The sequence below is a fragment of the Tenacibaculum profundicola genome (assembly GCF_057220795.1).
Window position 1 is genome coordinate 127,501 of record NZ_CM170137.1, and the last position, 25,447, is coordinate 152,947.

Sequence of the window (25,447 nt, forward strand, 5' to 3'; positions counted from 1 at the left end):
CTATAACGGTCCTAAGGTAGCGAAATTCCTTGTCGGGTAAGTTCCGACCTGCACGAATGGTGCAACGATCTGGATACTGTCTCAGCCATGAGCTCGGTGAAATTGTAGTATCGGTGAAGATGCCGATTACCCGCAGCGGGACGAAAAGACCCCGTGAACCTTTACTATAGCTTCGTATTGACTTTGGATAAGTAATGTGTAGGATAGGTGGGAGACAATGAAGTGGCGTCGCTAGGCGTTGTGGAGTCGTCCTTGAAATACCACCCTTTGCTTATCTAGAGCCTAACTCAGCGATGAGAACAGTGCGTGGTGGGTAGTTTGACTGGGGTGGTCGCCTCCAAAAGAGTAACGGAGGCTTCTAAAGGTTCCCTCAGCACGCTTGGTAACCGTGCGTAGAGTGCAATGGCATAAGGGAGCTTGACTGAGAGACATACAGGTCGATCAGGTACGAAAGTAGAGCATAGTGATCCGGTGGTTCCGCATGGAAGGGCCATCGCTCAAAGGATAAAAGGTACTCCGGGGATAACAGGCTGATCTCCCCCAAGAGCTCACATCGACGGGGGGGTTTGGCACCTCGATGTCGGCTCGTCACATCCTGGGGCTGGAGAAGGTCCCAAGGGTTGGGCTGTTCGCCCATTAAAGTGGCACGCGAGCTGGGTTCAGAACGTCGTGAGACAGTTCGGTCTCTATCTGCTGTGGGCGTTAGAAATTTGAGTGGATCTGACTTTAGTACGAGAGGACCGAGTTGGACTGACCTCTAGTGTATCTGTTGTCTCGCCAGGGGCACTGCAGAGTAGCTACGTCGGGAAGGGATAAGCGCTGAAAGCATATAAGCGCGAAACCCACCACAAGATGAGATTTCTTTAAAGGGTCGTGGAAGATCACCACGTTGATAGGCTATAGGTGTAAGTGCAGTAATGTATGTAGCCAAGTAGTACTAATAACCCATAGGCTTATGTACGTATCCCGACCTTCGGGTCGGGAGACAACTCTTTGATTACAAACGATATGATTTTATCAATATGTTAACTTATACAGTTGAAATATACTGCAACAATTTAAGGTGATTATAGCAATGGGGCTCACCTCTTACCATTCCGAACAGAGAAGTTAAGCCCATTTGCGCCGATGGTACTGCCACTGGTGGGAGAGTAGGTCGTTGCCTTTCTTTTAAACCCTCATTACATACAAAGGTAATGAGGGTTTTTTTTGTGCTTTAAAACCAATTACCATTTGATTTATTATAAATAATATTTAACATCTTTAAATAGAATATTGAGTTTCTGTTTGAATATTATGTTTTTTAAGCTATATTTATGTTTATATAATAATAATAATGAATAAAGTCCCTGATCTATCTAAATTTGATGAAATATCAAATAATGATGATGAATTTAAAAGTTTAATGTTAGGAATTATAAAAAAAGAATTCCCGATAGAGAAAGAGGCGTTTTTAAATTCATATCGAAAGAAAAAGTATAGAGAGAGTGCTGAAATTGTTCATAAATTAAAGCATAAGATAAGTCTTTTGAACTTAGACGAAGGATATGTTTTAGCTGTTCAATTTGAGAAGCAGTTGTTTGATCATTCTCCTACGTTGTTCGATGATTTTGTTATTATTTTAGAAATAATTGAGAAATTCCTTAAAAAAAAATAAATGATAAATTCAATAATTATTGATGACGATGAACTAGCTAGAGCGATCATCGAACAATATTGCTCTAAATTAGACTATGTTTCTGTTTTGCAAACATTCAATAATGCCTTAGATGCTATCGATTTTATTAATAAGAATAAGATAGATTTAGTGTTTTTGGATATTCATATGCCAGAGTTAAATGGTTTTGATTTTATTGATAGCTTAAATATCCCTCCTAAGATCATTTTAATAACTTCTGATGAGAACTTAGCTTTAAATGCATTCGAATATAAGTGTATTGTAGATTACTTGGTTAAACCTATTAAATTTCCTAGATTTATCAAAGCAGTTACAAAAACAGATATAAATAGCAGTAACGGAACTATTAATCAGGAAAGCAAACAAGAAGAAAGTAATAATGAATTGTATGTAAATATCGATAGAAGATTGGTTAAAATTTTAATTTCAGATATTTATTTAATCGAGGCTAAAGGAGACTATATTAATATTAAGACAGAGGCAAAGAACCATATCGTACATACAACGATGAAGAAAGTTGAAGAGAAACTTCCTGAAGATCTCTTTTTAAAGATACATAGATCTTATATTATTAACCTTAAACAAATTATCGATATTGAAGATAATAGCGTTCTTATAAAAAAAGAGGTTATTCCTGTAAGTAGATCGAATAGACCTGAACTTATGAAACGACTTAATTTGTTGAATTAAAAGATGGATTTAACAGTTGTCTTCCAGATGATTATACTGTTAAGTATAAATGTGTTGTGATCACAGGAATAGTGATTACAATGAACTTTCATTAATTAGCTTAATATGTTTAAAGACGTTGTTTTAGTTAAGGGTAGCGGTGGCTTAGAGTGTTTTTTATCAAACTTAATCATGATGGTATTTTAAAAAAAACATGGCTTAAATGAGTTCATCTACTGGGTTGCTTATTATTCCGGTGAAATCATAATGGTCTTTGAAAATTGTTTAAAACTTATGCGTTTTTAACAATAAAGAAAGGTTTTAAGAGTGTTTTCGGATGTAGTTAGATGAACCGCTATAATTTATTTTAAATGCCTTAAAATAATTAAAATTGCTTCTTTGTTTTGTTAATAGACTAGTATACAAATTATTTTGGTATATATGTTTCTACCATGCTACTTTATAAGGGACTAATACGATTTACAAATAAATATTTCGCATATCTATTATTTCTTTTGTAGCTATTTTTGCGTTATAAAACTTAACCATAGCTTGGCTATGCTAAAGTTTTATGCCTTAAACTAACTTAAAATAATTCAATACCTATATACGAAATATGTATCTGTAAATCGTATAATCATTTTAAAAGACAACTAAAATTGACGTTATTTGTGATAAATATTGGTCTATAGATGATACCATAGTACGCTGAATTTTTGCTATTACTTTAAGGGTATAATGGCGCTTTTTATTTGAAATTACCATAAAAAACTTAAAAATGGGAGAAAATCATATCAAGTAAAACACTATAAAACCAAAGCCTGTAAAGGTTGTGTTTTAAAAGCTGAGTGTACTACCAATAAATTAGGAAGAACTATTGAAAGAACAGAATACCAACAATACATAACAGAGAATAATGAAAGAGTAAATGTAAATCCAAGTTATTACCGCACAAGCAACAAATTATAGAGCATCAATTTGGCACCTTAAAACGGCAATGGCACTTTGATTACGTGTTAACAAGAGGGAAAGAAAAAGTAATGGGTGAGGTTTATTTGGTATGTATCACTTACAATCTTAGGAGACTTATGTCTATTTATGACTTTAAAACGATAATGGTCAAATTAAAAGCCCATTTTTGTCTTTATTTCGACGAAATAAAGACTTTTTTACCTCTAAAAAACTCATTTTCAGAAAATCAGTTCAATTTTTATCTTTTTAACAATAGAAATAATAATTCTTTTTTATTTTCACCAAACTAATAGGAGTTATTACACAGACTCACGTTGTGTGTAATGCAAAAAAAGTAAACATTCGAGAAATAGATTGACTGAAAATTTGCATTTTTTTAACACTTCTTTATTCAATTTTACTAAAAAAGAATAGATGAAAAAAATAATTATAATATCAATCTTACTAAATTGCTCAATTTCTACTTTTGGACAAAAAAATGAAAAAGTAAACTTAATACAAGTTGATAGTACTTGGGGCAAAGAAATTATTCAAGTACCTTTTTGGTTTGCTCCAGAGATTAATTATAAAGGCTATGAAGATATCAGATTTGCAAAAGGTTGGGAGGAAATAGATAGTCCTGGTTTTTGGACTCTTGCTTTTGTTTGGGATATAAATTTAAAGGCTAAACCTACAACAAAATTCTTTGAAGGCAATCTTAAACTCTATTTTGACGGATTAATGAAAGTTGTTAATGAAGATTCATTATTAATTATCCCCAAAACTAAAGCGTTTTTTAAAGAAGAAAAACAAAAAAATGGAATTACAACTTTTACAGGAACAGTAGAAACTTATGATGCATTTACAACTAAAAAAATGATAACACTACGTGTTACAATAGAAAGTTATTATTGTGAAAAAACTAAAACATATATACCTTTATTTAGATTTTCTCCAAGAGATTTCAAGCACAAATCTTGGACTATGCTTAACCAAGCAAAACTTAGTACTAATATATGCAATAACTAAATTTATTATTTTTAATACAGTCTAAATAACCTCAAATTAAAAACTGGACTACCTAGTAAATTTGATGTCATTTGTCTTAGCCACATTTTTAAAGTTAATGATTTCAATTTCTAGTTCTCTTTTAGCTGGAGTTTTGCATCCTATTGCTGAAATAATTCTTTGATTTTCATTCATTTTTAGATTTGAATGTTAGCCTGATTAATAGAATCATTTGTGTTAATTGTACTAAAATGATTACAAAACTGCCCTGTTGTTCTTCCGCTTGAGTGGTACTTATAGTTCATTAAGCGATATTATATTGCATTTTGTCGAAACAAATAGAAAAATAGCAATTATTTATGGAGTTTTGATATAGGTCTAACTCTAAACTTTTCACCATGCTAAAAATAAATTATTTAAAAGGAAAATATGAAATAGAAGGAAGTCTAGTTCTTGAAAATTCAAGAAGTCTATTGAAATATTTTGAATTACTCTTAAAGTATGATTCTCAAATAACGGTAAACTTGAAAAAACTTGTGGAAATTGATCAGTACGGATTAGAAGTCTTTAAAGAATTATATAAAAAAGCAATTAATAAGAATCAAAAATTTAATATTTTCTCTAAGGTTAATGAAAAAATTTCATGGATATTAAATGATCCAAAGTTAAATGGAATAATAAAAAAATAACAATAAATAGATAATTGAATACCAAAGATATAATATCATTTAGGATGAGGGGTGTTATATAGGTTATGGAATTGATCAGTAGTTAGTTATGTAGGTATCTGTAGAAGTTATATAGAGATAAAAGCCATATGATTTTTATCATAGTTTTATATGAATTTAATGATGTATGTTTATAATTTTCATCTATAAAATATAGTCTAAAAGGCTATAATATAGATGATTAAAAAGTATTTAAGAGCATATAATAGCACACCAAAATAGCACCTCTAGTTACTTTACTATATACTTGAAGAAAGAGCATGTGCGTAATGGTAAAAGAGGTTTTAAACTTACTTAACACAATAAAATAGAGCAATATCCCTGTCTCATTTTTTAATTGCCCCCCGAATTATGCTATAGAACTTCGTCATAGGTAAGTGCCATAAGAGCAAGTACTTTTCAATGTTAGCATAGCGCAACTATGGATAAATTTAAAAGTATAACGAAGAGGTTAATTTTACAGTGGTTTCATCTTGTAACAGATTTTCTATTGTATAATCTCGAGTTAAATATCTATATATTCAGTTTTTTATAACATCTAGATTCATTATAAAATTAACTTGGGTATGAAAACTAATCTAAGGATATTAACATTTCAACTATGCTAAAAACTATGTTAACGATTTTTGGGATAGAACAACTATGAGGTAGGTTATTTTTAAATATATTAAAACTATAAATATGAAGGTAGGGATAATCATTCCATGTTATAATGAGGAGAATAGGTTGAATATTATGACATTTAGAAAGTGCTTAGGAGATTTTGATAATTTTCATTTGTGTTTTGTGAATAATGGAAGTACCGATGGAACATTAGGTATTTTAATTGATTTCAAGGAGGAGTTCAAGGAAAGAATCACCGTAATTAATATGAGAAAGCACAAAGGAAAATCTACTGCAATACGAGTTGGTGCGCGTTACTATTATAGTATTCCTTCAATTGAATACGTAGGGTATTTGGATGCGGATCTGTCAACAGACTTTGATGATTTTGATGACTTATTAAAGAATTTAAAACAAAACAGAAAACTGTTAATGGTTTTTGGTTCAAGTAAAAATGGAAATCAGAACGTTAGAAGAAATTTATTTAGAAGATTATTATCAATAATAGTAATGCTTTGGCCTCAAGTAGTATTAAAACTTCCTATTAGAGGTGTTCATTAATATCAACGATTGTAGTTTGATATCATATCAGAAAAATCTATAATTATAATAAAAAGGTAATCTTTGTTAGAGCAGTATTTGGTACTTTGAAAAAAAAACTTGATTACAAGGTTATTTCTTCAGTGCAAAGAAAAAAGTACTTCCTTTATGAAGTTCACTTTCAACCCAGATTTTGCCATTATAGAGATTTATGATTTTTTTCACAATAGAAAGGCCAATTCCTGTTGAATTTTGACTCTGTTTTCCGAGTGTTTCAAAAACTTTAAAAATTTTATGGTGATATTTTTTATCAATACCAACACCGTTATCTTCAATAGAAAAAACATATTTTCTTGGAAACTCCTTAACATCAATAATGATATAACCTTTGTTTTTATCATTATATTTAATTGAATTACTGATTAAATTTTGAAATAACTGTTGGAAACGATATTTATCACCGTTAACAGCGGGTAGTTTTCTTTTTAGTTCTATTTTGATATGATTTGGAATAAAAATAGTTTCAATGATTTCTCTAACTACTTTATCAAGGTCAACCTGATGACTTGTTTTATCAATTTTATCGATACTCGAGTATTTTAAAATTCCATTGATGAGCGCATCCATTTTATCGATTTTTTTGAGTAGTAAGTCACAATTAGTCATAGTTTCATTATCAAACGTGTTTTCATTATCTTCTTTAATCCATGAAACTAAAGCAGCCATGCTTCTAAGCGGTGATTTTAAATCATGTGATACAACATGGGCAAAACTTTTCAATTCTTCATTATTTCTTTCCAGTTTAATTAATAAATTGTCTTTTTCCTTTTCTGCTTTTTTTTCTTTCGCTAAACTGATGGCACTATTAAATTGGGCAGAGGCAAGGTTGGCAATATTTTTGAAAACTTCTATATGTTCATCATTAAAATAGTTTTTTTTACTATTTTCAGAATCAATAATACCAATAACTTTACCATTGGCAATAATTGGCATAGCCAATTCAGATAAACGAAAACAATCATCTACCTGATAGTCATCATTAATAGAAGTATCGTTAATTAATTGATGCTTTCCTGTTTTTGCTGCAATGCCGACGATACCCTTACCAATAGCAACACTTTGTGGATTTGTTACAGTATATCCATCTTTTGTTTTATTTATATAGGCGGCAATTTGAGTGAGTATTTGGGTTTCATTATTTAGAGCATACACAACGCAATCTTCTAGTTTTAGATGATTGGCTGTATTTCTTGCTATTTCCCAGGCAATTTCAAATAAATCTCTTTTACCTAAGATAGAAACTGAAAGTTTGTTTAATGCATTAAGCATTTTAGTTTTTTTATCAATCTCTGTGATATTTTCTATAAGTGCCACTTGATATTTAACTTCTCCTTTTGTATTTCGAACAGCACTAACATTGGTATTACACCATACATAGGTGCCGTCTTTTCTCTGATATCTTTTTTTTAATGCAAAGATGTCTATTTGATTACTCTCTAAAAGCTCAATTTGTTTTGTGGATTTGGCAATATCATCTGGGTGGGTTAGGGTTTTGTTGATATCCATGCTCATTAGTTCTTCATGAGAATATCCTAATAAGTCCGTTAAAGATTTGTTTATTTTAACAAGCCTGCCTTTTTGTGATAACACGATACCTAGAGGTGAACTATCTACTATTAATTTTAACTGAGTAGTTTGATCGTCAAGTAAAGCTTCAATTTTTTTATTGGTTTCAGATAGTTCCAATGATTTTTTTTCCAGAATTTCTTCGGTTTTTTTTCTGGCTTGACGTTCTCTTTCCAGAGCTTGCTTCAGTAATGTTATTTTTTCATCTGACATATTTATAAAACGGTGTTTTTTCTATGATAGCAGTTATTAGTTTTTCTATAGTTGTATTATAAGTACTAGTATAGGTAAGATACGCCAATATTTCGGATAGGTATCCAACAATCTTTTTGTTATGACTTGTTTGTTGCATTCTTGTATAAGAAACCCCTGGCTTAGGGATGATTTTGCGAATTGGGGCACAAGTATATACTTGTGCAGTTGATAAAAAGTTAAATTTAATGTTACTGACCTTTAAGGTATGGGAATAACTTTCGTTTAAAAGAGTAAAGAAGCAGGGTTCATAAACAGAGAGAGGAGAAAGTATTTCAATATTGGGGTTTTGACAAAAAAGAACAGGTTTAGCAATTTCAATTCTTACTACTGGGTTAACTATTTTGAAAAACGTGGTAAATAGTATCACTTTCATCTTTAGTTTACATTAACTTTTTTTACTAGAGATGAATATAAGAAAAAAACTACAAAGTGACTATCTCATTTATAGACCAATACATAATTATTTTTTCAATCTGAGTAACATAATCATGGTAATGTAATGGTTTAACTACGTATCCAGCGATTCCTATTTTATAGGCATTTATCATATCTTGATGATTGTTGGATGTTGAAAACACTACTGTTGGGATAAATTTTAAATTTTCGTCTGATTTTAAAATAGTTAAAAACTCCAAGCCATTCATTTTTGGCATATTAAGATCGAGAAGAATTAAATTAGGTAACTCCTCTTTACACTTGATTAAAGCCTCTTCACCATTACTGGCTTTCAGTATGGTATGATTGGAGTTTAACTTCTTTAAAGCTCTTTCAAATTTCAATTTTTCTATTTCGTCATCTTCAACTAATAAAATTTTTAAGTTCATAACTTTTGGTATGTAGGGTTTTAGTAATAACAAATATATTTTTTTTTTCGCGATAATCGGATTATCAGGAGTTAGTATTAACTAGTCTATAGATGAATAGTAAATATGTATCGTTAAACGGTTGTGACCTAAAATTTAATAAAATTCTCTTGATCTTAGTTTATACAGTACGAAAACAACTAATAAAAAGTTACTCGTATAAATAGTAATACCATTTACAGATACATATTTCGTATATAGGTATTGAATTATTTTAAGTTAGTTTAAGGCATAAAACTTTAGCATAGCCAAGCTATGGTTAAGTTTTATAACGCAAAAATAGCTACAAAAGAAATAATAGATATGCGAAATATTTATTTGTAAATCGTATTACAGTGCTAGTCCTAAAAATAATAGGAATTAATAAAATTTTGTTTATTGATCATTATAGATTTACTGCCGTTGAATGATTGTTTTGTATGGGTTACAATCAAAGCAGCATTACTTTAAAGCCATCAAAAGACAATTCGTAGAAACAATATTTTGACATGGGATTGGTGTAAACATAAAAAAAGGAGTTCAATTGAACTCCTTTTTTAAATTTATCTGATAATTGTTTGTTTTCTATCAGGTCCTACAGATACTATTTGAATAGGAACTTCGGTTTCTTTTTCTATAAAGGCGATATAATCTTGTAAATTTTTAGGTAATTCATCATTAGAAGTCATACCAGTTAAGTCTGCATCCCAACCTTTAAATTCAGTGTATACAGGTGTTACGTTTTCGGGTTCAATATTGTAGGGTAAATGAGAAATTTCTTCTCCTTTATACAAATAAGAAGTACATACATTTAAAGTATCGAAGCCAGAAAGTACATCTCCTTTCATCATCATTAATTTGGTAACTCCATTTACTTGAACTGCATATTTCAACGCAATTAAATCTAACCATCCACATCTACGAGGTCGACCTGTGGTTGCGCCAAATTCATGGCCAACACGAGCCATGGCTTCACCATTACTGTCAAATAATTCAGTAGGAAAAGGTCCTGAACCGACTCTTGTAGTATAAGCTTTAAAAATACCAAAGACATCTCCAATTCTATTCGGAGCAATCCCTAAGCCAGTACAAGCACCGGCAGCTGTTGTATTAGAAGAGGTAACAAAAGGATAGGTTCCAAAATCAATGTCTAATAAAGATCCTTGTGCTCCTTCTGCCAAAATAGTTTTACCTTCTTTTATAGCAGTATTTAAAAACTCCTCAGAATCAATAAATTGTAGACTTTTTAATTTTTCAATACCTTTTATAAACTCAGCTTCTAATTCTTTTAAATCAAACTGAATATCTACATCAAAAAACGCTAACATTTTTAAATGCTTTTCAGTTAATTGATCGTATTTCTCTTTCCAGTTGTCTAAATCCAAATCACCTACACGCATACCGTTTCTTCCGGTTTTATCCATATAAGTAGGACCAATTCCCTTAAGAGTAGAACCAATTTTAGCCTTTCCTTTAGAGGTTTCTGAGGCAGCATCTAACAAACGGTGTGTTGGTAATATTAAATGTGCTTTGCGAGATATAAGTAATTTAGATGTGTAATTGATGTTATGGGTATCTAAATTTTCTAATTCCTTTTTAAAAATAACAGGGTCAATTACAACACCGTTACCGACTACGTTCAAAGCGGTTTTATGAAATATTCCAGAAGGAATAGTATGTAAAACATGTTTATTTCCGTCAAATATTAAGGTATGTCCAGCATTAGGACCTCCTTGAAAACGTGCAATAATATCGTAGTCTTTTGTAAGTACATCTACAATTTTACCTTTTCCCTCGTCTCCCCATTGAAGTCCGAGTAATAAATCTACTGCCATTAAGTTGTGAGTTGTTAAGTGTTTAATATATGTTGTTGTTAATCTTGTTTTTTCTTAGTTCCATAGAAGTATAAAGAATGATTGTGAATATCAATATCAAAGACTTCTTCAATCGTTTTCTTAATAATCTGTATTCTTGGATCACAAAATTCTTTAACCTCACCAGTATCTGTTAAAATAACGTGATCATGATTTTTGTCAAAGTAACATTTTTCATATCGAGCCATTGTTTGTCCATCAAACTGATGCTTTCTTACCAAACCACAGTCTAGCAACAAATCGATAGTGTTGTATAAAGTAGCTCTACTAACACGATAATTTTTGTTTTTCATTTTGATGTATAGTGACTCAATATCAAAATGCTCATCAGCATCATAAATTTCTTGTAAAATAGCATAGCGTTCAGGCGTTTTACGATGTTTTTTTTCCTCTAAATACGAGGTAAACACCTTTTTTACAATTTCTTGATTGTCTGTGGAGTTATTCATTCTATTAGAATTTTAATAAAACGCAAATTTACGGTTATTTATTGATAAAAATGCAAGATATTAAAAATGATATTTACAAAGCATTCACACGTTCTACCTTTTGAACACCATCTACCTTTTTTATTTTATCGATTAATTTATTCAATTGTTCTTTATTTTTTATACCTAAAGTTAAACTTCCTTCAAAAACACCATCATCACCGGCTATGTTTATACCATAAATATATACATCCATATTATTTGAAATAATGCGGGTAATATTATTAGCGATTCCCTTTTTATCGATACCAGAAAGTTTTAAAGAAGCCTTGAATTCTTGTTGAGTTGAGTCTATCCATTTTGCAGGCATTATCCTGTAGGCGTAGTTAGACTGCAAGGAGATAGCATTGGGACAATCATTTTTATGAACCTTAATCCCTTCACTTATAGTAACAAAACCAAATACTTTATCACCGGCAATAGGAGTACAACATTTAGATAGCGTATAGTCTAAAACTTGTTCATCCTTACCAAAAACTAGGGAGTCAAAATTACTGGTGATTTCTTCTTTATCGGTAACATTTTTTCCAGGATGCCTATTAAAAGTACTTCTTATAAAACTCATTAAAGGGCCACTTCTTTGTGCCACAAATTCTTTGAGTTTCGTATTGTCTATCGCGCCATTACCAATTCTGTAAAATAAATCAAAACTCGTTTTTAATCCAAAATAACTTGCGATTTCATGAATGTTTCTCTCATTGGTGGCTATTTTCAAGTGACGAAGTTTACGCAGTAAGATAGCTTTTCCTTCTTCAGCGATTTTCTTTTCTTCGGCTTTTAAAGCTGATTTTATCTTCGTTCTTGCACGGGCAGTTAAGACGAAATCTAACCATCTAACATTTGGTTTATTGTTAGCGGCAGTAAGAACTTCAACTTGATCTCCACTATTTAGTTTATGACTTAATGGAACCAGTTTTCCATTAACCTTTGCCCCTCGACATTTTAATCCTACATCGGTGTGCACAGAAAATGCAAAATCTAAAGCAGAAGCTCCTTTTGGAAGCGATTTTAAATCTCCTCTTGGCGTAAAAACATAAATTTCTTTTGCGTAAAGATTAAGTTTAAAATCTTCCACAAAATCTACGGCATTTATGCTTTGATTTTCTAGGGTTTCTTTTAAGCGATTTAACCATCCTTCTAATCCATTTTCATTAACATTAGCTTGCTTATACTTGAAATGAGCGGCATATCCTTTTTCGGCGATTTCATCCATTCTTTGCGACCGAATTTGAACTTCAACCCATTTAGATTGTGGCCCAATGACAGTGATATGAAGCGCTTCATATCCCGTAGACTTAGGTTGAGATATCCAATCGCGCAAGCGGGCAGGATTTGGTTTAAAAAAATCAGTTACAATGGAATATATTTTCCAGGCATCAAACTTCTCATCTTCTGATGTTGGGTTATAAATGATTCGAATAGCGAATTTATCATAGACTTCATCAAAGGTTACGTTTTGTTTTCGCATCTTTCTTCTAATAGAATAGATAGATTTAAAACGTCCTTTTACTTCGTAGGTAAATTCCTTCTGGTCTAGAGCTGACTTAATGATATTCGTAAAGCTGTCTATATATTTTTGTTGTCCTTCCTTGCTATCTTTAATTTTGTTTAAAATATCTGTATACACATCTGGTTCAGTATATTTTAGCCCTAAATCTTCTAGTTCGGTTTTAATATTGTATAAACCTAGCCTATGTGCCAAAGGAGCATAAATATATAAGGTTTCAGAAGCTATTTTAACCTGTTTATGAGGAGGCATAGCATCCATGGTTAGCATATTGTGAAGTCGATCAGCAATTTTTATTAAAATAACGCGGACGTCATCATGAAGTGTAAGAAGCATTTTTCGAAAGTTCTCTGCCTGTATTGAATAATCTTGCTCCTTTCTTAAATTAGAAATTTTGGTAAGACCACTTACTATACGAGCTATGTTTTCACCAAATAAGCGCTCCATGTCATTAAGAGTGTACTGAGTATCTTCTACAACATCATGCAGCAGAGCAGCGGCTATAGAAGTAGCACCAAGGCCAATTTCATAAGCTACAATTTTAGCAACTGCAATTGGATGATATATGTATGGCTCTCCAGTTTTTCTCCGTTGTTCAGAGTGCGCTTCAAGTGCTATTTCAAAGGCTTTACGTATAGATTTTTTATCATCTACAGATAAAGTTTGGTAAGTGCCTTTAAGTAAATCTTTATATCTTCTCGCTATTTCTTTATTCTCTTCTTCTATCGTTGCATTATAACTCATACACTTATTTTTTTTGTTCAATATAGGGTTTCAAAATGGAAAATAATATAAAGAATTTTATTGGGCAAGAATTTATTGAAAATGTTCCCTTTGTTTAGGTCAAATATAACTTTAATTTGGTGTTTGCATATGATTATCTACAGTTAGCATTGTTATTTTCTTTCTTGTTTACTGTTAGTGATAGCTACAATTTGAGGGTAAAAAAAGGAGATGAATTAACATCTCCTTTTTTAAATAGGGTATTTTTTTAAAAATTATTTTTTGATAAATTTTTGAACCATAGATTCTTCACTATTTGTGAGCTCTAATAAGTAAACCCCAGTTTTTAAATTGTCTACGTTTATTTGGTTTGATCTCAAGTTTCCTTTAGATATAGTTTGACCTAATACCGTTGATATTTTATATGCTACGTTTTTTGTTTCGTTATGATGTAATTCAATAGTTAACATATCTCCTGATATCGGATTAGGATATATTTTGAAATCGGATTCAAATGACGTTAACCCAGAATCGTATTGACGTAAAAGTGTAATGGTATTCTTGTGTTGTTCACCTTTTGAAAGTCCAGCTGATATTTTTCCTGTAATGGTAACTTGATCAATATAAATTTGGTCTGCGTTCCCTGATGCATCATTTTGAAAACGGAATTTGGCGTTTTCTGTAAAATTATATGTTGCTTTATCTAATGTAACAGTGGCTGTGTAGAAGTATGTATTCTCAAAGTCAATACCACTTACATAGGTCTCAACTGTTTGCCAAGAATTACCATCATAATAACGTAACCAGAAATCTTCTCCGTATTCCATACTGTAAGAGTAGAAGTAGAACTCAACATCAACAGTATCATAAGAAGATACATCATATGATTCAGAAGTCATAGAAGAAGAAGTTCCTGAGTTATCTCTTAGACGGATAGAGTAGTTTCCTTCATACGAAAATGAACCAGAATACCGAGCACAATCTCCACCTCCATCAGTCCAGTTGTCATACCCATTTTCAAAATACGATTCAGATACTATTGTTGATGAATTTGAAGGCATAGATTTGGTAGTTACACCTATAACGTTACTCGATTCAGATAAGTTGTCAGCTTCGTCTCTTGCTTTTATAGAAAATGTATAATTTGTACTAGGGCTTAGTTCAGTTATAGTGTAACTTGTGTTAACAACGGTGGCAATTTTTGTGTTTCCACTGTATACTTCATAAGCTGTAACGGCAACGTTGTCAGTAGAAGAAGCCCAGTTTATATCAGCACTAGTTTGGGTAACATTAGAAACAACTAAATTTGATGGAGCAGTAGGAGCTGATGTGTCGGGAATGGCTAATGTGGTAATATATACTTTATTACTGAAATTAGAATGATTATTGGCTGCATCTATCGCTTTAATTGAATAATTGTAAGCTGTTTCGGTGTTTAAATCTGTAACCAAAAAGTTAGTAGCGGTAACCGTTCCTATTTTGGAATCATTTTGATAAACATGGTATCCTGTAACTTCTATATTATCCGTAGCTGCTGACCAAGTTAATTGAACTGATGTTTGTTCGATATTTGAAGCAACCAAATCTGTTGGAGTTGTTGGAGCAATAGTGTCTATAGACGAGTCTCCCTCTATAGAGTGGTCTCCTAAACCATTAAAGGTGTTTGTAGCCAAAACATTCCATTCAGAAGAACTGTAAGATGAATTAGGAGATTTTATAGTGCTTTTTCTCTGTAAGGTTTGGTCTTTTGCAAATATACTACTACTGTTCGGATCACCGATTAAGTCAATCAAAGTAGCACCTTTGAAGAGTGCTACGGCATCATTTCCATTAAATGACATGATGCCATTACTGGTTATATTGGCCTTATCCAATATTTCTGATGAAGCATTACTATGTGCAATAACATATACACTTTCATTTGCTAGGGTACCACTTAGATTTAGGGTGCTAGACCAAGAACCTCCTCCATTTGTGCTCTTTTTAATAGAGTAATTTGATAAATCCAAAGAGTTTCCTGTAAAATTGGCAATTTCAATAGCTTTGTTATAAGAACTACCTTCTATATATTCGGAAATTAACAGCTCGGAAGTAGTTCCATTTCCATCTGAATTCCCTGATAATGTTGTTACTTGAACCGAATTACTTGATACGGATACATTTCCTGCGTTATCATATGCTTTTACAGCAATATTATAAGTAATACCAGGTGTAAGGTTAGTAATTGTGGTGCTGGTTAGTGTTGTGTTTCCTATTTGAGTAGGACCATTGAAGATATTATATCCTGTAACAGTTATATTATCCGTAGAGGCTATCCATGATATATCTACAGAATTTTGCGAAATATTAGAAGCAACTAATTCTGTTGGAGCGGTGGGGGCTTGTGTATCTGAATCCCCTCCGTTACCAAATAGATCTTCGGCTTGCGGACCACCCCATATTTGTGTAGCAAAAGCAGGATTATCAATAAAAGGATTTCTATTTCCTTGCAATTGTTCTAATACTGGATTACGTTGTTTTTCAAGGGTAGAAACAGGGTCTTCAGCATTCCATTCCAAGAAAAGTTCGATCATATTTGCATCTGTTACGACAGGAGTTCCGACACCTACATTTGAAGGTAATGTTTGATCCCCATAGCGAAGATACATATACATCATCATACGAGCAACATCACCTTTCCATTCGTCACCTGGGTACCAGTGTCCTTGTGCAGTGATGTACGAAGCAGTTCCACTTCCAGTGGCAAATTTACGATTACTCCTAGATGAATTTCTTTGAGCATCAGCAGGGCGTAAGTTATGTGCGTCAGCCCCTGGTCCGGAAGTACCTAAATTTGGGTTTGCTAGGGATTTTGAATATACATGCTCTCTGTTCCAAACTCCTGAACCACTTCCGTGATTGTCTTTTTCTCTAGACCTGTCGTTAGTAATATCAGTATCAGTGTTATCCCAGCCATAAATTAAGACAACCTTGCTAGGGTCATTTGCATCAATATCTGTTTCTTTTAAAGCATTCCATACATCCGGTGTATAGGTTAAATATGTGGTATGAGTACTTATAATTTTAACGGCCAATGCTTCTTTTAACATGGCTCCAGTTTGATTGATGTTTACGTCATTATAGTAAGAAGGGATTTGGGAGAATATTGATAACGAGATTATCAATAATACAATGGATAATAGTTTTTTCATGGGTTTGGTTTTATAGTATTTAAATTTGGTTTTTTCCGTAGTTTAATGAGAGAATTTGAAAGCGATTATATCCATACATAAAAAAACAGCTTCATTACTTCTATGAAACTGTTGATGGTATTCTGTTTCCTACTTTTTCAATAATTGATTTAAGTGTATTGTGAAAAGTTATTGTAGAGATAAGATCAAGTACCTCAAAAAGATTAGCATTAAATTCAAAAGAATTTCGAGTCCCAGGTTTTTCTCTATTCATGTAATTAATAACAGAAAATAAACAGGGTAAATTTGTGCCGTCAGAATATAAATTTCTAACCAACTGTTTTCTGTTATTAAATCTATCATAACGGTGCGAATTGACCCCGTAATGATAAGATGAAACTAGAAAATAAGGCATCAAAATATTTGGCAGAACTAAGAAGGGTATAAGTTTTGTCATAAAATTTTGTTAAAATTCTCAAAAATTTCCACAAATAAACTCATTTTAAAGTTACCGAGTGTTAGCTAAAGGTTAACTATAAACATATATTGAAGTCTTGAATTTTTTACTTTTATTTATGTAAATTTGCCACCTAAATTAGGTATTTAAAAAATGAAGATATCATATAATTGGTTACGACAATTCTTGCAAGTTGAGCTTGAGGTAGAAAAAACAGGTGAGTTATTCACCGATTTAGGACTTGAAGTAGAGGGGATAGAAAAGGTTGAAAGCATAAGAGGAAGTTTGGAGGGTGTAGTAGTAGGTGAGGTACTAACATGCCAAAAGCATGCTAATGCGGATAAACTAAATGTTACAACAGTTAATTTAGGAGATAATAATCCTGTTCAAATTGTTTGCGGAGCTCCTAACGTAGCTGTAGGTCAAAAGGTACCCGTAGCAACAATTGGTACTGTATTATATGATGATAAAGGAGGAGAATTTAAAATTAAGAAAGGAAAAATTAGAGGAGAAGAAAGTCATGGAATGATTTGCGCCGAGGATGAATTAGGGCTCGGTAAAGGTCATGACGGAATTATGGTTTTAGATGAAAGTTTAGAGCCAGGTACTCTTTGTTCAGAAGTGTTTAACATTGAAACAGACTATGTGTTTGAGATAGGTTTAACACCAAACAGAGCTGATGCCATGAGTCATTATGGTATGGCGCGTGATTTGCGTGCTGGTTTAATACAACAAGGAGTAAGTTTAGAGTTGATATCTCCTTCAGTTTCCGATTTTCACGTAGATGAGCGTACATTGAAAATTGATATCGAGGTAGAAAACAAAGAATTAGTGCCACGTTATTGTGGTATTACGATTACAGATGTAGAGGTAAAAGATTCTCCTGAGTGGATTCAAAAGAGGTTGAAAGCAATTGGAATTGCACCTAAAAACAATATTGTAGATATAACCAACTATGTGCTTCATGAACTTGGGCAACCACTTCATGCTTTTGATGCTTCAAAAATTAAAGGGCACAAAGTAGTAGTAAAAAACTTGCCAGACGGAACAAAATTTAAAACATTAGACGAGGTAGAAAGAGAATTGTCTTCTGAAGATATTATGATATGCGATTTGGATGATAATCCACTTTGTATAGCAGGTGTTTTAGGGGGGCTTAACTCTGGAGTTAATGAACACACGACTACAGTATTCTTGGAGAGTGCTTATTTTAATCCTGTGTCAGTAAGAAAAACAGCCAAGCGTCATGCTGTAAATACAGATGCTTCGTTTAGATTTGAGAGAGGTATTGATATTAATATGACAAAGTATGCATTAAAAAGAGCCGCTTTGTTAATTGAAGAATATGCTGGCGGAAAAATGTCATCTGATGTCTTGGATTTTTATCCTGAAAAAGTAGAAGACTTTCAGGTGTTTTTATCTTTTGAAAATACGTACCGATTGATAGGACAGGAAATACCTGAAGAAACCATAAAAAATATATTAGCATCATTAGATATAAAAATAAATAGTGCAACTGAAGCAGGTTTAGGGTTAACAATACCATCGTATAGAGTAGATGTGCAAAGAGAAGCTGATATTATTGAAGAAATTTTACGTGTATATGGCTATAATAATATTGAGTTTTCTCATAAGTTAAATACTTCCATCTCTTTTGATAATAGCAATTATGTAAAAATAGAAAATATCATTGCAGAGCAATTATCTTCATTAGGGTTTAATGAAATAATGGCAAACTCTTTGACAAAACCAGAATTCACTGAGTTATCTGAAAATTTAAACGAAGATAACAATGTTGAAATGCTTAACCCGCTAAGTAATGATTTGAGGGTATTGCGACAATCGTTGTTGTTTAGTGGATTAGAAAGTATTGTTTACAATATAAACCGTAAACAAAACTCATTGAAATTTTATGAATTCGGTAAAACGTATCATAAATATGAAGATGTATATCAAGAAGATAAACACCTGACATTGTTTGTTACAGGAAATAGAGGAAAAGAAAGTTGGAAAGTAGCGAATCAAAGTTCAGACTTTTTCTACCTAAAAGGTGTTGTTACTTCTTTATTATCTAGATTGGGCATACATTCTTTAAAAACAACTCCTATTAAAAATGATCTGTTTTCTGATGGAATTGTATTAAGTTTAGGGAAAACTAAATTGATAGAGCTTGGTGTAGTGAAACAAGCAGTTTTAAAGGAGTTTTCAATTAAGCAAGAGGTGTTATTTGCGGATTTCAATTGGCAAAATGTGCTGAATTTAGTAGGTAAAAAGAAAATAAAACTTGTTGAGTTACCAAAGTATCCGAAAGTAAAACGAGATTTGGCTTTATTATTAGATGATAAGGTTGAGTTTAAAGAAGTGTATAATTTAGCTTTTCAGGCTGAAAGGAAGTTGTTAAAAGAAGTTGATCTGTTTGATGTATATCAGGGTGAAAAATTACCAGAAGGTAAAAAATCATATGCAGTAAGTTTTGTGTTACAAGATGAAAACAAAACGTTAGCAGATAAACAAATAGATAAAATTATGCAAAAGCTACAGCATACATTTGAGAAAAGCTTAGGTGCTGTATTACGATAATTTCAAAACTCCATTAATTTGGAGTTTTTTTATAATTTATAAAGGTGTAATTAAATAACATCACGACTAAAGAAAATATAATATATGTACAAACTAATAATTCGTCCAATATTTTTCCTTTTTGATCCTGAAAAGGTACATCATTTCACTTTTGCACTAGTGAAAGTATTATCTAAAATACCGTTTGTTCCATCAATTTTTAAAAGGCTTTATCAGGTAAATGATAAGAAATTGGAACGTAATTTATTTGGGGTAACCTTTAAAAACCCTGTCGGATTAGCAGCAGGTTTTGATAAGAATGCATTATTATACAATGAATTAGCTGATTTTGGATTTGGATTTATAGAAATTGGAACTGTAACACCTGAAGGACAAATTGGGAACCCGAAGAAACGATTATTCAGACTAAAAGAAGATAAAGCGGTTATCAATAGGATGGGGTTTAATAATGAAGGTTTAGAGTCTGCAATTAAACAACTAAAAAAAAACAAAGGAAAGATAATCATAGGCGGAAATATTGGTAAAAACACCAATACTCCACCAGATCAATACACGAATGATTATGTCTCTTGTTTTAAAGGCTTGCATCCTTATGTAGACTACTTTACTTTAAATGTTAGTTGTCCAAATGTAAGTAGCCATGCGAAACTAGAAGATGTGGACTACTTGAAAGAATTGATACAAGAAATTCAGACGTTAAATAAACTTGAAGCAAAACAAAAACCTATACTCTTAAAAATAGCTCCAGACTTGAATGATCAGCAATTGGATGAAATTATTCAATTGGTTGCTGATACAAAGATTGAAGGTGTTATTGCGTCTAATACATCTATACATCGAGAAAACTTGAAAGCTTCAAAAGAAAGTTTGACCATGATCGGAAATGGTGGTTTAAGTGGTCAACCTATAAAAGATAGAAGCACTAGAGTTATTAAATATTTATCGATCAACTCGAATAAAGCATTTCCAATCATTGGAGTAGGCGGAATTCATTCTGAGGCTGATGCGATGGAGAAGATAGATGCAGGTGCAGACTTAGTGCAGATTTATACTGGATTTATTTATGAAGGACCTAGTTTAGTCAAAAGAATAAATAAAACCATTTTAGCTAAAAGTTAAATATGATAGAAGTTTTAGGTTCTTTTATACTAGCTACTGGTACATTGGCATTTTCGCCTGGGCCGGATAATATTTTTGTGCTGACCCAAAGTATTGTTAATGGAAAGAAATATGGATTGGCCACCGTTTTCGGTTTAATGACAGGTTGTCTTATTCATACAACACTTGTGGCTTTTGGTGTTTCAGAGATAATTAAAACAAATGATAAATTATTTTTTATTATTAAGGTATTTGGTGCTGCTTATCTTTTGTATTTAGCATATCAGGTATATAAAAGTGATGCAAAGATTGTTTTCTCAACAGAAAACGTTGAGCGTAAAACTACGTCTCAACTGTTTAAAACAGGGTTCTGGATGAATGTATTAAATCCAAAAGTGACTATTTTTTTTCTGGCTTTTTTTCCTCAGTTTTTGTTTTCAGATAGCATTTCTATTGTTTTACAGTTTTATATCTTAGGAGGCTTGTTTATACTTACGTCTTTTGTAATATTCTCAAGTATTGCTGTTTTAGCGGGATCAATTTCTGATTATATTAAAAGAAATGAGAAGGTAGGTTTGTATTTGAAATGGACCCAAATCGTTGTTTTTGTGGGGATTGCTGCCTTAATTTTAATGTAATGTATTATACCCATCCATTAGTAATCATAAGGGTTTCAATATGAGCATAATGATGATCACAATGCCAGGCATAAATACCAATATTCTCTTTTAAAGAAACTTCTTCGTTACCGTCAGGATGTATAAAGGTTTTTTCTAAATCATGCTGATGAAGCCCTTTTAATAAATGCACCCACTTCGCATGTAATGCTTTGAGTGAGTTTATAGACAATTCTATGGGACCCGTTTTACTATCAAATAATTCTGCCCATCTTTCTTCATGGTATGTTTTAATAATAGGATTAACTTCGGTTAAAGCCCATTTAAATCGAGTATACGAATTATGATGACTATCGGCGCAATGATGAATAACTTGTCTAATTGTCCAGCCTTCTTCTCTATAAGGAGTATCTAATTGCTGAGAGGTTAAATTATATGTTAGTGTTTCTAATTTTGTCGGAAATGTCGAGATCGTGCGTATCCAAGCAGTAATTACTTTCGTAGTAATTTCTTTGGGAATGTGTGGTTTACCGATAGGGTATTGTATAGATGTCATGATTTAGGAATTAATCTTTCTAATTTTCGTTCAGATTGCTTGTTTTCAGAGTTAATTGACAGTGCCATTTTATAATTAATTATAGCATTCGTGGTATCTTGATTTTTTAAATAAGCATCTCCTAAGCTATCAAAGGTGTTTGAACTAGTGGGGTATAAAGCAGTGTTTATTTTAAAAACGAGAATAGCTTTGTCAGTTTTATTTTTTCTTAAGTAGGAATATCCTAATCTGTTAAAGCTTCGTCGTTGGATGATAGGGTTTAAACTATCTCTTTTTTTAATAGCTAAATACCCTTGTAGCGCCATATCATAGTTGTTTCCAGCTAAATATTCACTAGGGGTTTTCTCTCCTGCCTTTAGTTTGTTAAAATTATATTTTTTACCGTTGTGCTCACGTTTACTGGCCAAAACAATTTTATTATGGTTGGTAGTAAATATTATTTTTTCATTAATTTCTTTTACATAAAATGTGCTATCATTTAATTTGAACGGCTCTAAATTTTGTGAACGCCATTTTAAAAATAAGGTGCCATTAGTAAAATAAACTTCGATGACTTCGTCAGCATTAAAATAATATCTTCCCGTAGCTTTCATTACAAATTCAGAAGAATTCTTTTTGGAAGTACAGCTCGTTAGAATAATCATAAAAACTAGTAGAATATGGTAAGGTTTCATAAAATTTGAGTATAACAATAATATTTTGACGAATTTATATGAAAATTGTTACATATAATTAACGTTTGTATCGTAATTCTTGGCACAACAATTGACTTATGTAACTAACTAACGATAGCTATACAATCATAAGTCATTGGTTTTTAGTGAATTGAGTTTAAAAATGATATTTTGTTAGTAATTTAAAGAAATTAATGAAATGTCAACATGACAGATAAATAAATTTATGAGTAAATCGAAAATAATACATTTAGACAACTTGTCGCTTCAAGACGTTTTTAATGAAGACTCTGAGTTAATTCCTTTATTAACACCAGAAGATGAAGAGAATATGATAAAAGAGGAAATTCCGAGTGAACTTCCAATACTTCCTTTAAGAAATACGGTACTGTTTCCAGGAGTGGTTATTCCTATTACAGCAGGGAGAGATAAATCTATTCAACTTATTAAAGATGCTAATAAAGGAGATAAAGTTGTAGGGGTTGTAGCTCAGCGTGATGGAGAAGTGGAAAATCCAACTATGGATGACATTTACAGTACTGGCGTAGTAGCGCAAATTTTAAGAGTATTAAAAATGCCAGATGGAAATACAACGGTTATCATTCAAGGGAAAAAACGTTTTGAAATTGACGAAATAATTCAAAATGAACCTTATTTGAAAGCCAAAGTTCATGAATCTATAGATGAGAGAGATGTTGATGATAAAAAAGAATTCGATGCAATTATTGATTCAATCAAAGAACTGGCTTTAGAAGTTATCAAAGAAAATCCGATGCTACCGTCTGAGGCTTCGTTTGCTATAAAAAATATTCAGTCAAGTTCATTTTTAGTGAATTTCATCTCATCTAATATGGAGTTGAGTGTAGCTCAAAAACAAGTATTACTTGAAAAGGATAATTTAAAAGAGCGCGCACTTCTAACTCTGAAGAATTTAGATAGAGAGTTGCAAAAACTTCAGTTACGTAATGATATTCAATCTAAAACGAGAGTAGATTTAGATAAGCAACAACGTGAATATTATTTGCACCAGCAACTAAAAACCATCCAAGATGAATTAGGTGGTGTTTCTCATGATCAAGAACTTGAGGAAATGAGAAGTAAATCTAAAGGGAAGAAGTGGAATAAAGATGTTGCTGAAACCTTTGAGAAAGAGTTAAGCCGTTTAAAACGCATGAATCCTCAAATGGCTGAGTACGGAGTGCAACGTAATTATTTAGAGTTGATGCTAGACTTGCCATGGGGTGAATATTCAGAGGATAAATTTGACTTAAAAAAGGCACAAAAAATATTAGATAGAGATCACTTCGGTTTAGAAAAAGTCAAAGAAAGAATTATTGAACATCTAGCCGTTTTGAAACTTAGAGGAGATATGAAGTCTCCAATTATTTGTTTGTACGGACCTCCAGGAGTTGGTAAGACATCATTAGGTAAATCTATTGCCGAAGCACTAGGACGTAAGTATGTACGTATGTCATTAGGGGGCTTGAGAGATGAAGCTGAGATTAGAGGCCATAGAAAAACATATATTGGAGCGATGCCTGGTCGTTTGATACAAAATATTAAAAAGTCAGGAACCTCAAACCCAGTTTTTGTATTAGATGAAATTGATAAATTAGGACAAAGCCATCAAGGAGATCCTTCTTCAGCAATGTTAGAGGTGTTAGACCCTGAACAAAATACAGAATTCTATGACAATTATTTAGAGGTAGGCTATGACCTTTCTAAGGTGTTATTTATTGCTACAGCGAATAATCTGCAACAAATTCCTTGGGCATTACGTGATCGTATGGAAATTATCAATGTTACGGGGTATACCATAGAAGAGAAAATTGAAATAGCAAAGAAATATTTGTTGCCTAAGCAGTTGAAAGAGCATGGTTTATCGGATAAGCATTTGAAACTAGGAAAATCTCAGATAGAGAAAATTGTTGAAGGATATACCAGAGAATCTGGAGTTCGAGGTTTAGAAAAACAAGTTGCTAAGGTGGTTAGATATGCTGCAAAATCTATTGCAATGGAAGATGAATACAATATAACGTTGTCAAATGAAGATATTGAAACCATTTTAGGACCAGCTCGTTTAGAACGTGATAAATACGAGAATAATGATACAGCTGGTGTGGTAACTGGTTTGGCCTGGACCAGTGTAGGAGGAGATATTTTGTTTATAGAATCAATATTGTCAAAAGGAAAAGGCCACCTTTCAATAACAGGTAACTTGGGTACTGTTATGAAAGAGTCTTCAACAATAGCCATGAAATATATTAAAGCTAATGCTGAAGAGTTTGGAATTAAACCAGAATTATTAGATAGATACGATGTTCATATACATGTACCCGAAGGAGCTACTCCTAAAGACGGTCCGAGTGCGGGTATTACAATGTTAACATCGCTTGTTTCGTTGTTCACGCAGCGTAAAGTGAAAAATAAAATAGCGATGACAGGAGAGATAACCTTACGTGGAAAAGTACTCCCAGTAGGAGGTATCAAAGAAAAAATCTTGGCGGCTAAAAGAGCAAACATTAAAGAAATAATTTTGTGTGAGGAAAACAGAAAGGATATTGAAGAAATTAAGCAAAGTTATTTAAAAGGTTTAAAGTTTCATTTTGTAACAGAAATGAGTGAAGTTATTGATGTTGCTTTAACAAAGCAAAAAGTGAAGAATGCCAGAAAACTAGAGTAGAATTATATTTGCTATAGTTATACCAGTTATTGTTTGAATTTACTGTAAAAGAAAATGAGTGTTTTTTTCTTTATATAAGATAGAAATGGAAAAAGGATGCTTTATTACGGTAAATTCAAA

The 25,447-nt window shown here is 32.1% G+C and carries 20 protein-coding genes and 2 rRNA genes (1 of these 22 cut by a window edge); 12 read left to right on the top strand and 10 right to left on the bottom strand.

Annotated features, from left to right (window positions below):
- The 8 genes from AC2TDS_RS00550 to AC2TDS_RS00585 all read left to right on the top strand — a co-directional run.
- Positions 1 to 961 (top strand): 23S ribosomal RNA (locus tag AC2TDS_RS00550) (it extends 1,909 nt beyond the left edge of the window).
- Between the two features lie 98 nt (positions 962 to 1,059).
- Positions 1,060 to 1,168 (top strand): 5S ribosomal RNA (gene rrf / locus AC2TDS_RS00555).
- 168 nt (positions 1,169 to 1,336) lie between these two features.
- On the top strand, positions 1,337 to 1,657 hold the full coding sequence (locus AC2TDS_RS00560; protein ID WP_484737181.1) for an Hpt domain-containing protein: 321 nt from the start codon (positions 1,337 to 1,339) through the stop codon (positions 1,655 to 1,657).
- A 3-nt stretch (positions 1,658 to 1,660) separates the two neighbouring features.
- Entirely contained in the window at positions 1,661 to 2,368 is a 708-nt protein-coding gene (locus AC2TDS_RS00565) for a LytR/AlgR family response regulator transcription factor (RefSeq protein WP_484738904.1), read from the top strand.
- A gap of 941 nt (positions 2,369 to 3,309) precedes the next feature.
- The gene (locus AC2TDS_RS00570; protein ID WP_484738905.1) at positions 3,310 to 3,609 is read left to right on the top strand and encodes a transposase; all 300 of its coding nucleotides are present in this window, start codon (positions 3,310 to 3,312) and stop codon (positions 3,607 to 3,609) included.
- Between the two features lie 124 nt (positions 3,610 to 3,733).
- Entirely contained in the window at positions 3,734 to 4,327 is a 594-nt protein-coding gene (locus AC2TDS_RS00575; RefSeq protein ID WP_484737182.1) for a hypothetical protein, read from the top strand.
- Between the two features lie 377 nt (positions 4,328 to 4,704).
- Complete coding sequence (locus AC2TDS_RS00580) at positions 4,705 to 4,995, top strand: STAS domain-containing protein (RefSeq protein ID WP_484737183.1); 291 nt, start codon at positions 4,705 to 4,707, stop codon at positions 4,993 to 4,995.
- A gap of 720 nt (positions 4,996 to 5,715) precedes the next feature.
- The gene (locus tag AC2TDS_RS00585) at positions 5,716 to 6,198 is read left to right on the top strand and encodes a glycosyltransferase (protein WP_484737184.1); all 483 of its coding nucleotides are present in this window, start codon (positions 5,716 to 5,718) and stop codon (positions 6,196 to 6,198) included.
- A 111-nt stretch (positions 6,199 to 6,309) separates the two neighbouring features.
- Here AC2TDS_RS00585 and AC2TDS_RS00590 read toward each other — a convergent pair whose 3' ends face one another.
- The 8 genes from AC2TDS_RS00590 to AC2TDS_RS00625 all read right to left on the bottom strand — a co-directional run bounded on the left by AC2TDS_RS00590 (position 6,310) and on the right by AC2TDS_RS00625 (position 17,119).
- Positions 6,310 to 8,016 carry an ATP-binding protein gene (locus AC2TDS_RS00590; RefSeq protein WP_484737185.1) on the bottom strand — a complete coding sequence of 569 codons (1,707 nt, stop codon included), beginning with the start codon at positions 8,014 to 8,016 and terminating at the stop codon, positions 6,310 to 6,312.
- Positions 8,006 to 8,431 carry a hypothetical protein gene (locus AC2TDS_RS00595; RefSeq protein ID WP_484737186.1) on the bottom strand — a complete coding sequence of 142 codons (426 nt, stop codon included), beginning with the start codon at positions 8,429 to 8,431 and terminating at the stop codon, positions 8,006 to 8,008. Before AC2TDS_RS00595 ends, AC2TDS_RS00590 begins: the two co-directional genes overlap by 11 nt.
- A gap of 49 nt (positions 8,432 to 8,480) precedes the next feature.
- On the bottom strand, positions 8,481 to 8,882 hold the full coding sequence (locus AC2TDS_RS00600; protein ID WP_484737187.1) for a response regulator: 402 nt from the start codon (positions 8,880 to 8,882) through the stop codon (positions 8,481 to 8,483).
- Positions 8,883 to 9,463: 581 nt separating this feature from the next.
- Positions 9,464 to 10,735 carry an adenylosuccinate synthase gene (locus AC2TDS_RS00605; protein ID WP_484737188.1) on the bottom strand — a complete coding sequence of 424 codons (1,272 nt, stop codon included), beginning with the start codon at positions 10,733 to 10,735 and terminating at the stop codon, positions 9,464 to 9,466.
- Between the two features lie 38 nt (positions 10,736 to 10,773).
- Positions 10,774 to 11,223 carry a Fur family transcriptional regulator gene (locus tag AC2TDS_RS00610; protein ID WP_484737189.1) on the bottom strand — a complete coding sequence of 150 codons (450 nt, stop codon included), beginning with the start codon at positions 11,221 to 11,223 and terminating at the stop codon, positions 10,774 to 10,776.
- Between the two features lie 73 nt (positions 11,224 to 11,296).
- Complete coding sequence (locus AC2TDS_RS00615) at positions 11,297 to 13,513, bottom strand: RelA/SpoT family protein (protein WP_484737190.1); 2,217 nt, start codon at positions 13,511 to 13,513, stop codon at positions 11,297 to 11,299.
- A gap of 254 nt (positions 13,514 to 13,767) precedes the next feature.
- The gene (locus tag AC2TDS_RS00620) at positions 13,768 to 16,683 is read right to left on the bottom strand and encodes an endonuclease (RefSeq protein WP_484737191.1); all 2,916 of its coding nucleotides are present in this window, start codon (positions 16,681 to 16,683) and stop codon (positions 13,768 to 13,770) included.
- Positions 16,684 to 16,783: 100 nt separating this feature from the next.
- Positions 16,784 to 17,119: a hypothetical protein gene (locus tag AC2TDS_RS00625; RefSeq protein WP_484737192.1), complete on the bottom strand. Its 336-nt coding sequence runs from the start codon at positions 17,117 to 17,119 to the stop codon at positions 16,784 to 16,786.
- A gap of 153 nt (positions 17,120 to 17,272) precedes the next feature.
- On the opposite strand from AC2TDS_RS00625, the gene pheT reads away from it, so the two are divergent.
- The 3 genes from pheT to AC2TDS_RS00640 all read left to right on the top strand — a co-directional run bounded on the left by pheT (position 17,273) and on the right by AC2TDS_RS00640 (position 21,435).
- Positions 17,273 to 19,699, top strand: coding sequence for a phenylalanine--tRNA ligase subunit beta (gene pheT / locus AC2TDS_RS00630; protein WP_484737193.1), 2,427 nt, complete (start codon positions 17,273 to 17,275; stop codon positions 19,697 to 19,699).
- An 84-nt stretch (positions 19,700 to 19,783) separates the two neighbouring features.
- On the top strand, positions 19,784 to 20,818 hold the full coding sequence (locus AC2TDS_RS00635) for a quinone-dependent dihydroorotate dehydrogenase (protein WP_484737194.1): 1,035 nt from the start codon (positions 19,784 to 19,786) through the stop codon (positions 20,816 to 20,818).
- Positions 20,819 to 20,820: 2 nt separating this feature from the next.
- Complete coding sequence (locus tag AC2TDS_RS00640; RefSeq protein WP_484737195.1) at positions 20,821 to 21,435, top strand: LysE family translocator; 615 nt, start codon at positions 20,821 to 20,823, stop codon at positions 21,433 to 21,435.
- 4 nt (positions 21,436 to 21,439) lie between these two features.
- On the opposite strand, the gene AC2TDS_RS00645 is transcribed toward AC2TDS_RS00640, so the two are convergent.
- Together AC2TDS_RS00645 and AC2TDS_RS00650 are read right to left on the bottom strand one after the other, a co-directional pair.
- Positions 21,440 to 21,970 carry a YfiT family bacillithiol transferase gene (locus tag AC2TDS_RS00645; protein WP_484737196.1) on the bottom strand — a complete coding sequence of 177 codons (531 nt, stop codon included), beginning with the start codon at positions 21,968 to 21,970 and terminating at the stop codon, positions 21,440 to 21,442.
- Positions 21,967 to 22,614 (bottom strand): tetratricopeptide repeat protein, encoded by a 648-nt coding sequence (locus AC2TDS_RS00650; protein WP_484737197.1) that lies wholly within the window; start codon positions 22,612 to 22,614, stop codon positions 21,967 to 21,969. The genes AC2TDS_RS00645 and AC2TDS_RS00650 overlap by 4 nt, the downstream gene beginning before the upstream one ends.
- 256 nt (positions 22,615 to 22,870) lie before the next feature.
- Between AC2TDS_RS00650 and lon the strand changes: the two genes are divergently transcribed.
- Positions 22,871 to 25,327, top strand: a complete 2,457-nt coding sequence (gene lon / locus AC2TDS_RS00655; RefSeq protein ID WP_484737198.1) for an endopeptidase La — start codon at positions 22,871 to 22,873, stop codon at positions 25,325 to 25,327.
- Positions 25,328 to 25,447: the final 120 nt, after the last annotated feature.

What these genes read in the sequence shown, in the direction of transcription:
- AC2TDS_RS00560 (WP_484737181.1), top strand. Translation starts at nt 1,337, where the DNA reads ATGAATAAAGTCCCTGATCTATCTAAATTTGATGAAATATCAAATAAT.
- AC2TDS_RS00575 (WP_484737182.1), top strand. Translation starts at nt 3,734, where the DNA reads ATGAAAAAAATAATTATAATATCAATCTTACTAAATTGCTCAATTTCT.
- AC2TDS_RS00580 (WP_484737183.1), top strand. Translation starts at nt 4,705, where the DNA reads ATGCTAAAAATAAATTATTTAAAAGGAAAATATGAAATAGAAGGAAGT.
- AC2TDS_RS00585 (WP_484737184.1), top strand. Translation starts at nt 5,716, where the DNA reads ATGAAGGTAGGGATAATCATTCCATGTTATAATGAGGAGAATAGGTTG.
- AC2TDS_RS00590 (WP_484737185.1), bottom strand. Translation starts at nt 8,016, where the DNA reads ATGTCAGATGAAAAAATAACATTACTGAAGCAAGCTCTGGAAAGAGAA.
- AC2TDS_RS00595 (WP_484737186.1), bottom strand. Translation starts at nt 8,431, where the DNA reads ATGAAAGTGATACTATTTACCACGTTTTTCAAAATAGTTAACCCAGTA.
- AC2TDS_RS00600 (WP_484737187.1), bottom strand. Translation starts at nt 8,882, where the DNA reads ATGAACTTAAAAATTTTATTAGTTGAAGATGACGAAATAGAAAAATTG.
- AC2TDS_RS00605 (WP_484737188.1), bottom strand. Translation starts at nt 10,735, where the DNA reads ATGGCAGTAGATTTATTACTCGGACTTCAATGGGGAGACGAGGGAAAA.
- AC2TDS_RS00610 (WP_484737189.1), bottom strand. Translation starts at nt 11,223, where the DNA reads ATGAATAACTCCACAGACAATCAAGAAATTGTAAAAAAGGTGTTTACC.
- AC2TDS_RS00615 (WP_484737190.1), bottom strand. Translation starts at nt 13,513, where the DNA reads ATGAGTTATAATGCAACGATAGAAGAAGAGAATAAAGAAATAGCGAGA.
- AC2TDS_RS00620 (WP_484737191.1), bottom strand. Translation starts at nt 16,683, where the DNA reads ATGAAAAAACTATTATCCATTGTATTATTGATAATCTCGTTATCAATA.
- AC2TDS_RS00625 (WP_484737192.1), bottom strand. Translation starts at nt 17,119, where the DNA reads ATGACAAAACTTATACCCTTCTTAGTTCTGCCAAATATTTTGATGCCT.
- pheT (WP_484737193.1), top strand. Translation starts at nt 17,273, where the DNA reads ATGAAGATATCATATAATTGGTTACGACAATTCTTGCAAGTTGAGCTT.
- AC2TDS_RS00635 (WP_484737194.1), top strand. Translation starts at nt 19,784, where the DNA reads ATGTACAAACTAATAATTCGTCCAATATTTTTCCTTTTTGATCCTGAA.
- AC2TDS_RS00640 (WP_484737195.1), top strand. Translation starts at nt 20,821, where the DNA reads ATGATAGAAGTTTTAGGTTCTTTTATACTAGCTACTGGTACATTGGCA.
- AC2TDS_RS00645 (WP_484737196.1), bottom strand. Translation starts at nt 21,970, where the DNA reads ATGACATCTATACAATACCCTATCGGTAAACCACACATTCCCAAAGAA.
- AC2TDS_RS00650 (WP_484737197.1), bottom strand. Translation starts at nt 22,614, where the DNA reads ATGATTATTCTAACGAGCTGTACTTCCAAAAAGAATTCTTCTGAATTT.
- lon (WP_484737198.1), top strand. Translation starts at nt 22,871, where the DNA reads ATGAGTAAATCGAAAATAATACATTTAGACAACTTGTCGCTTCAAGAC.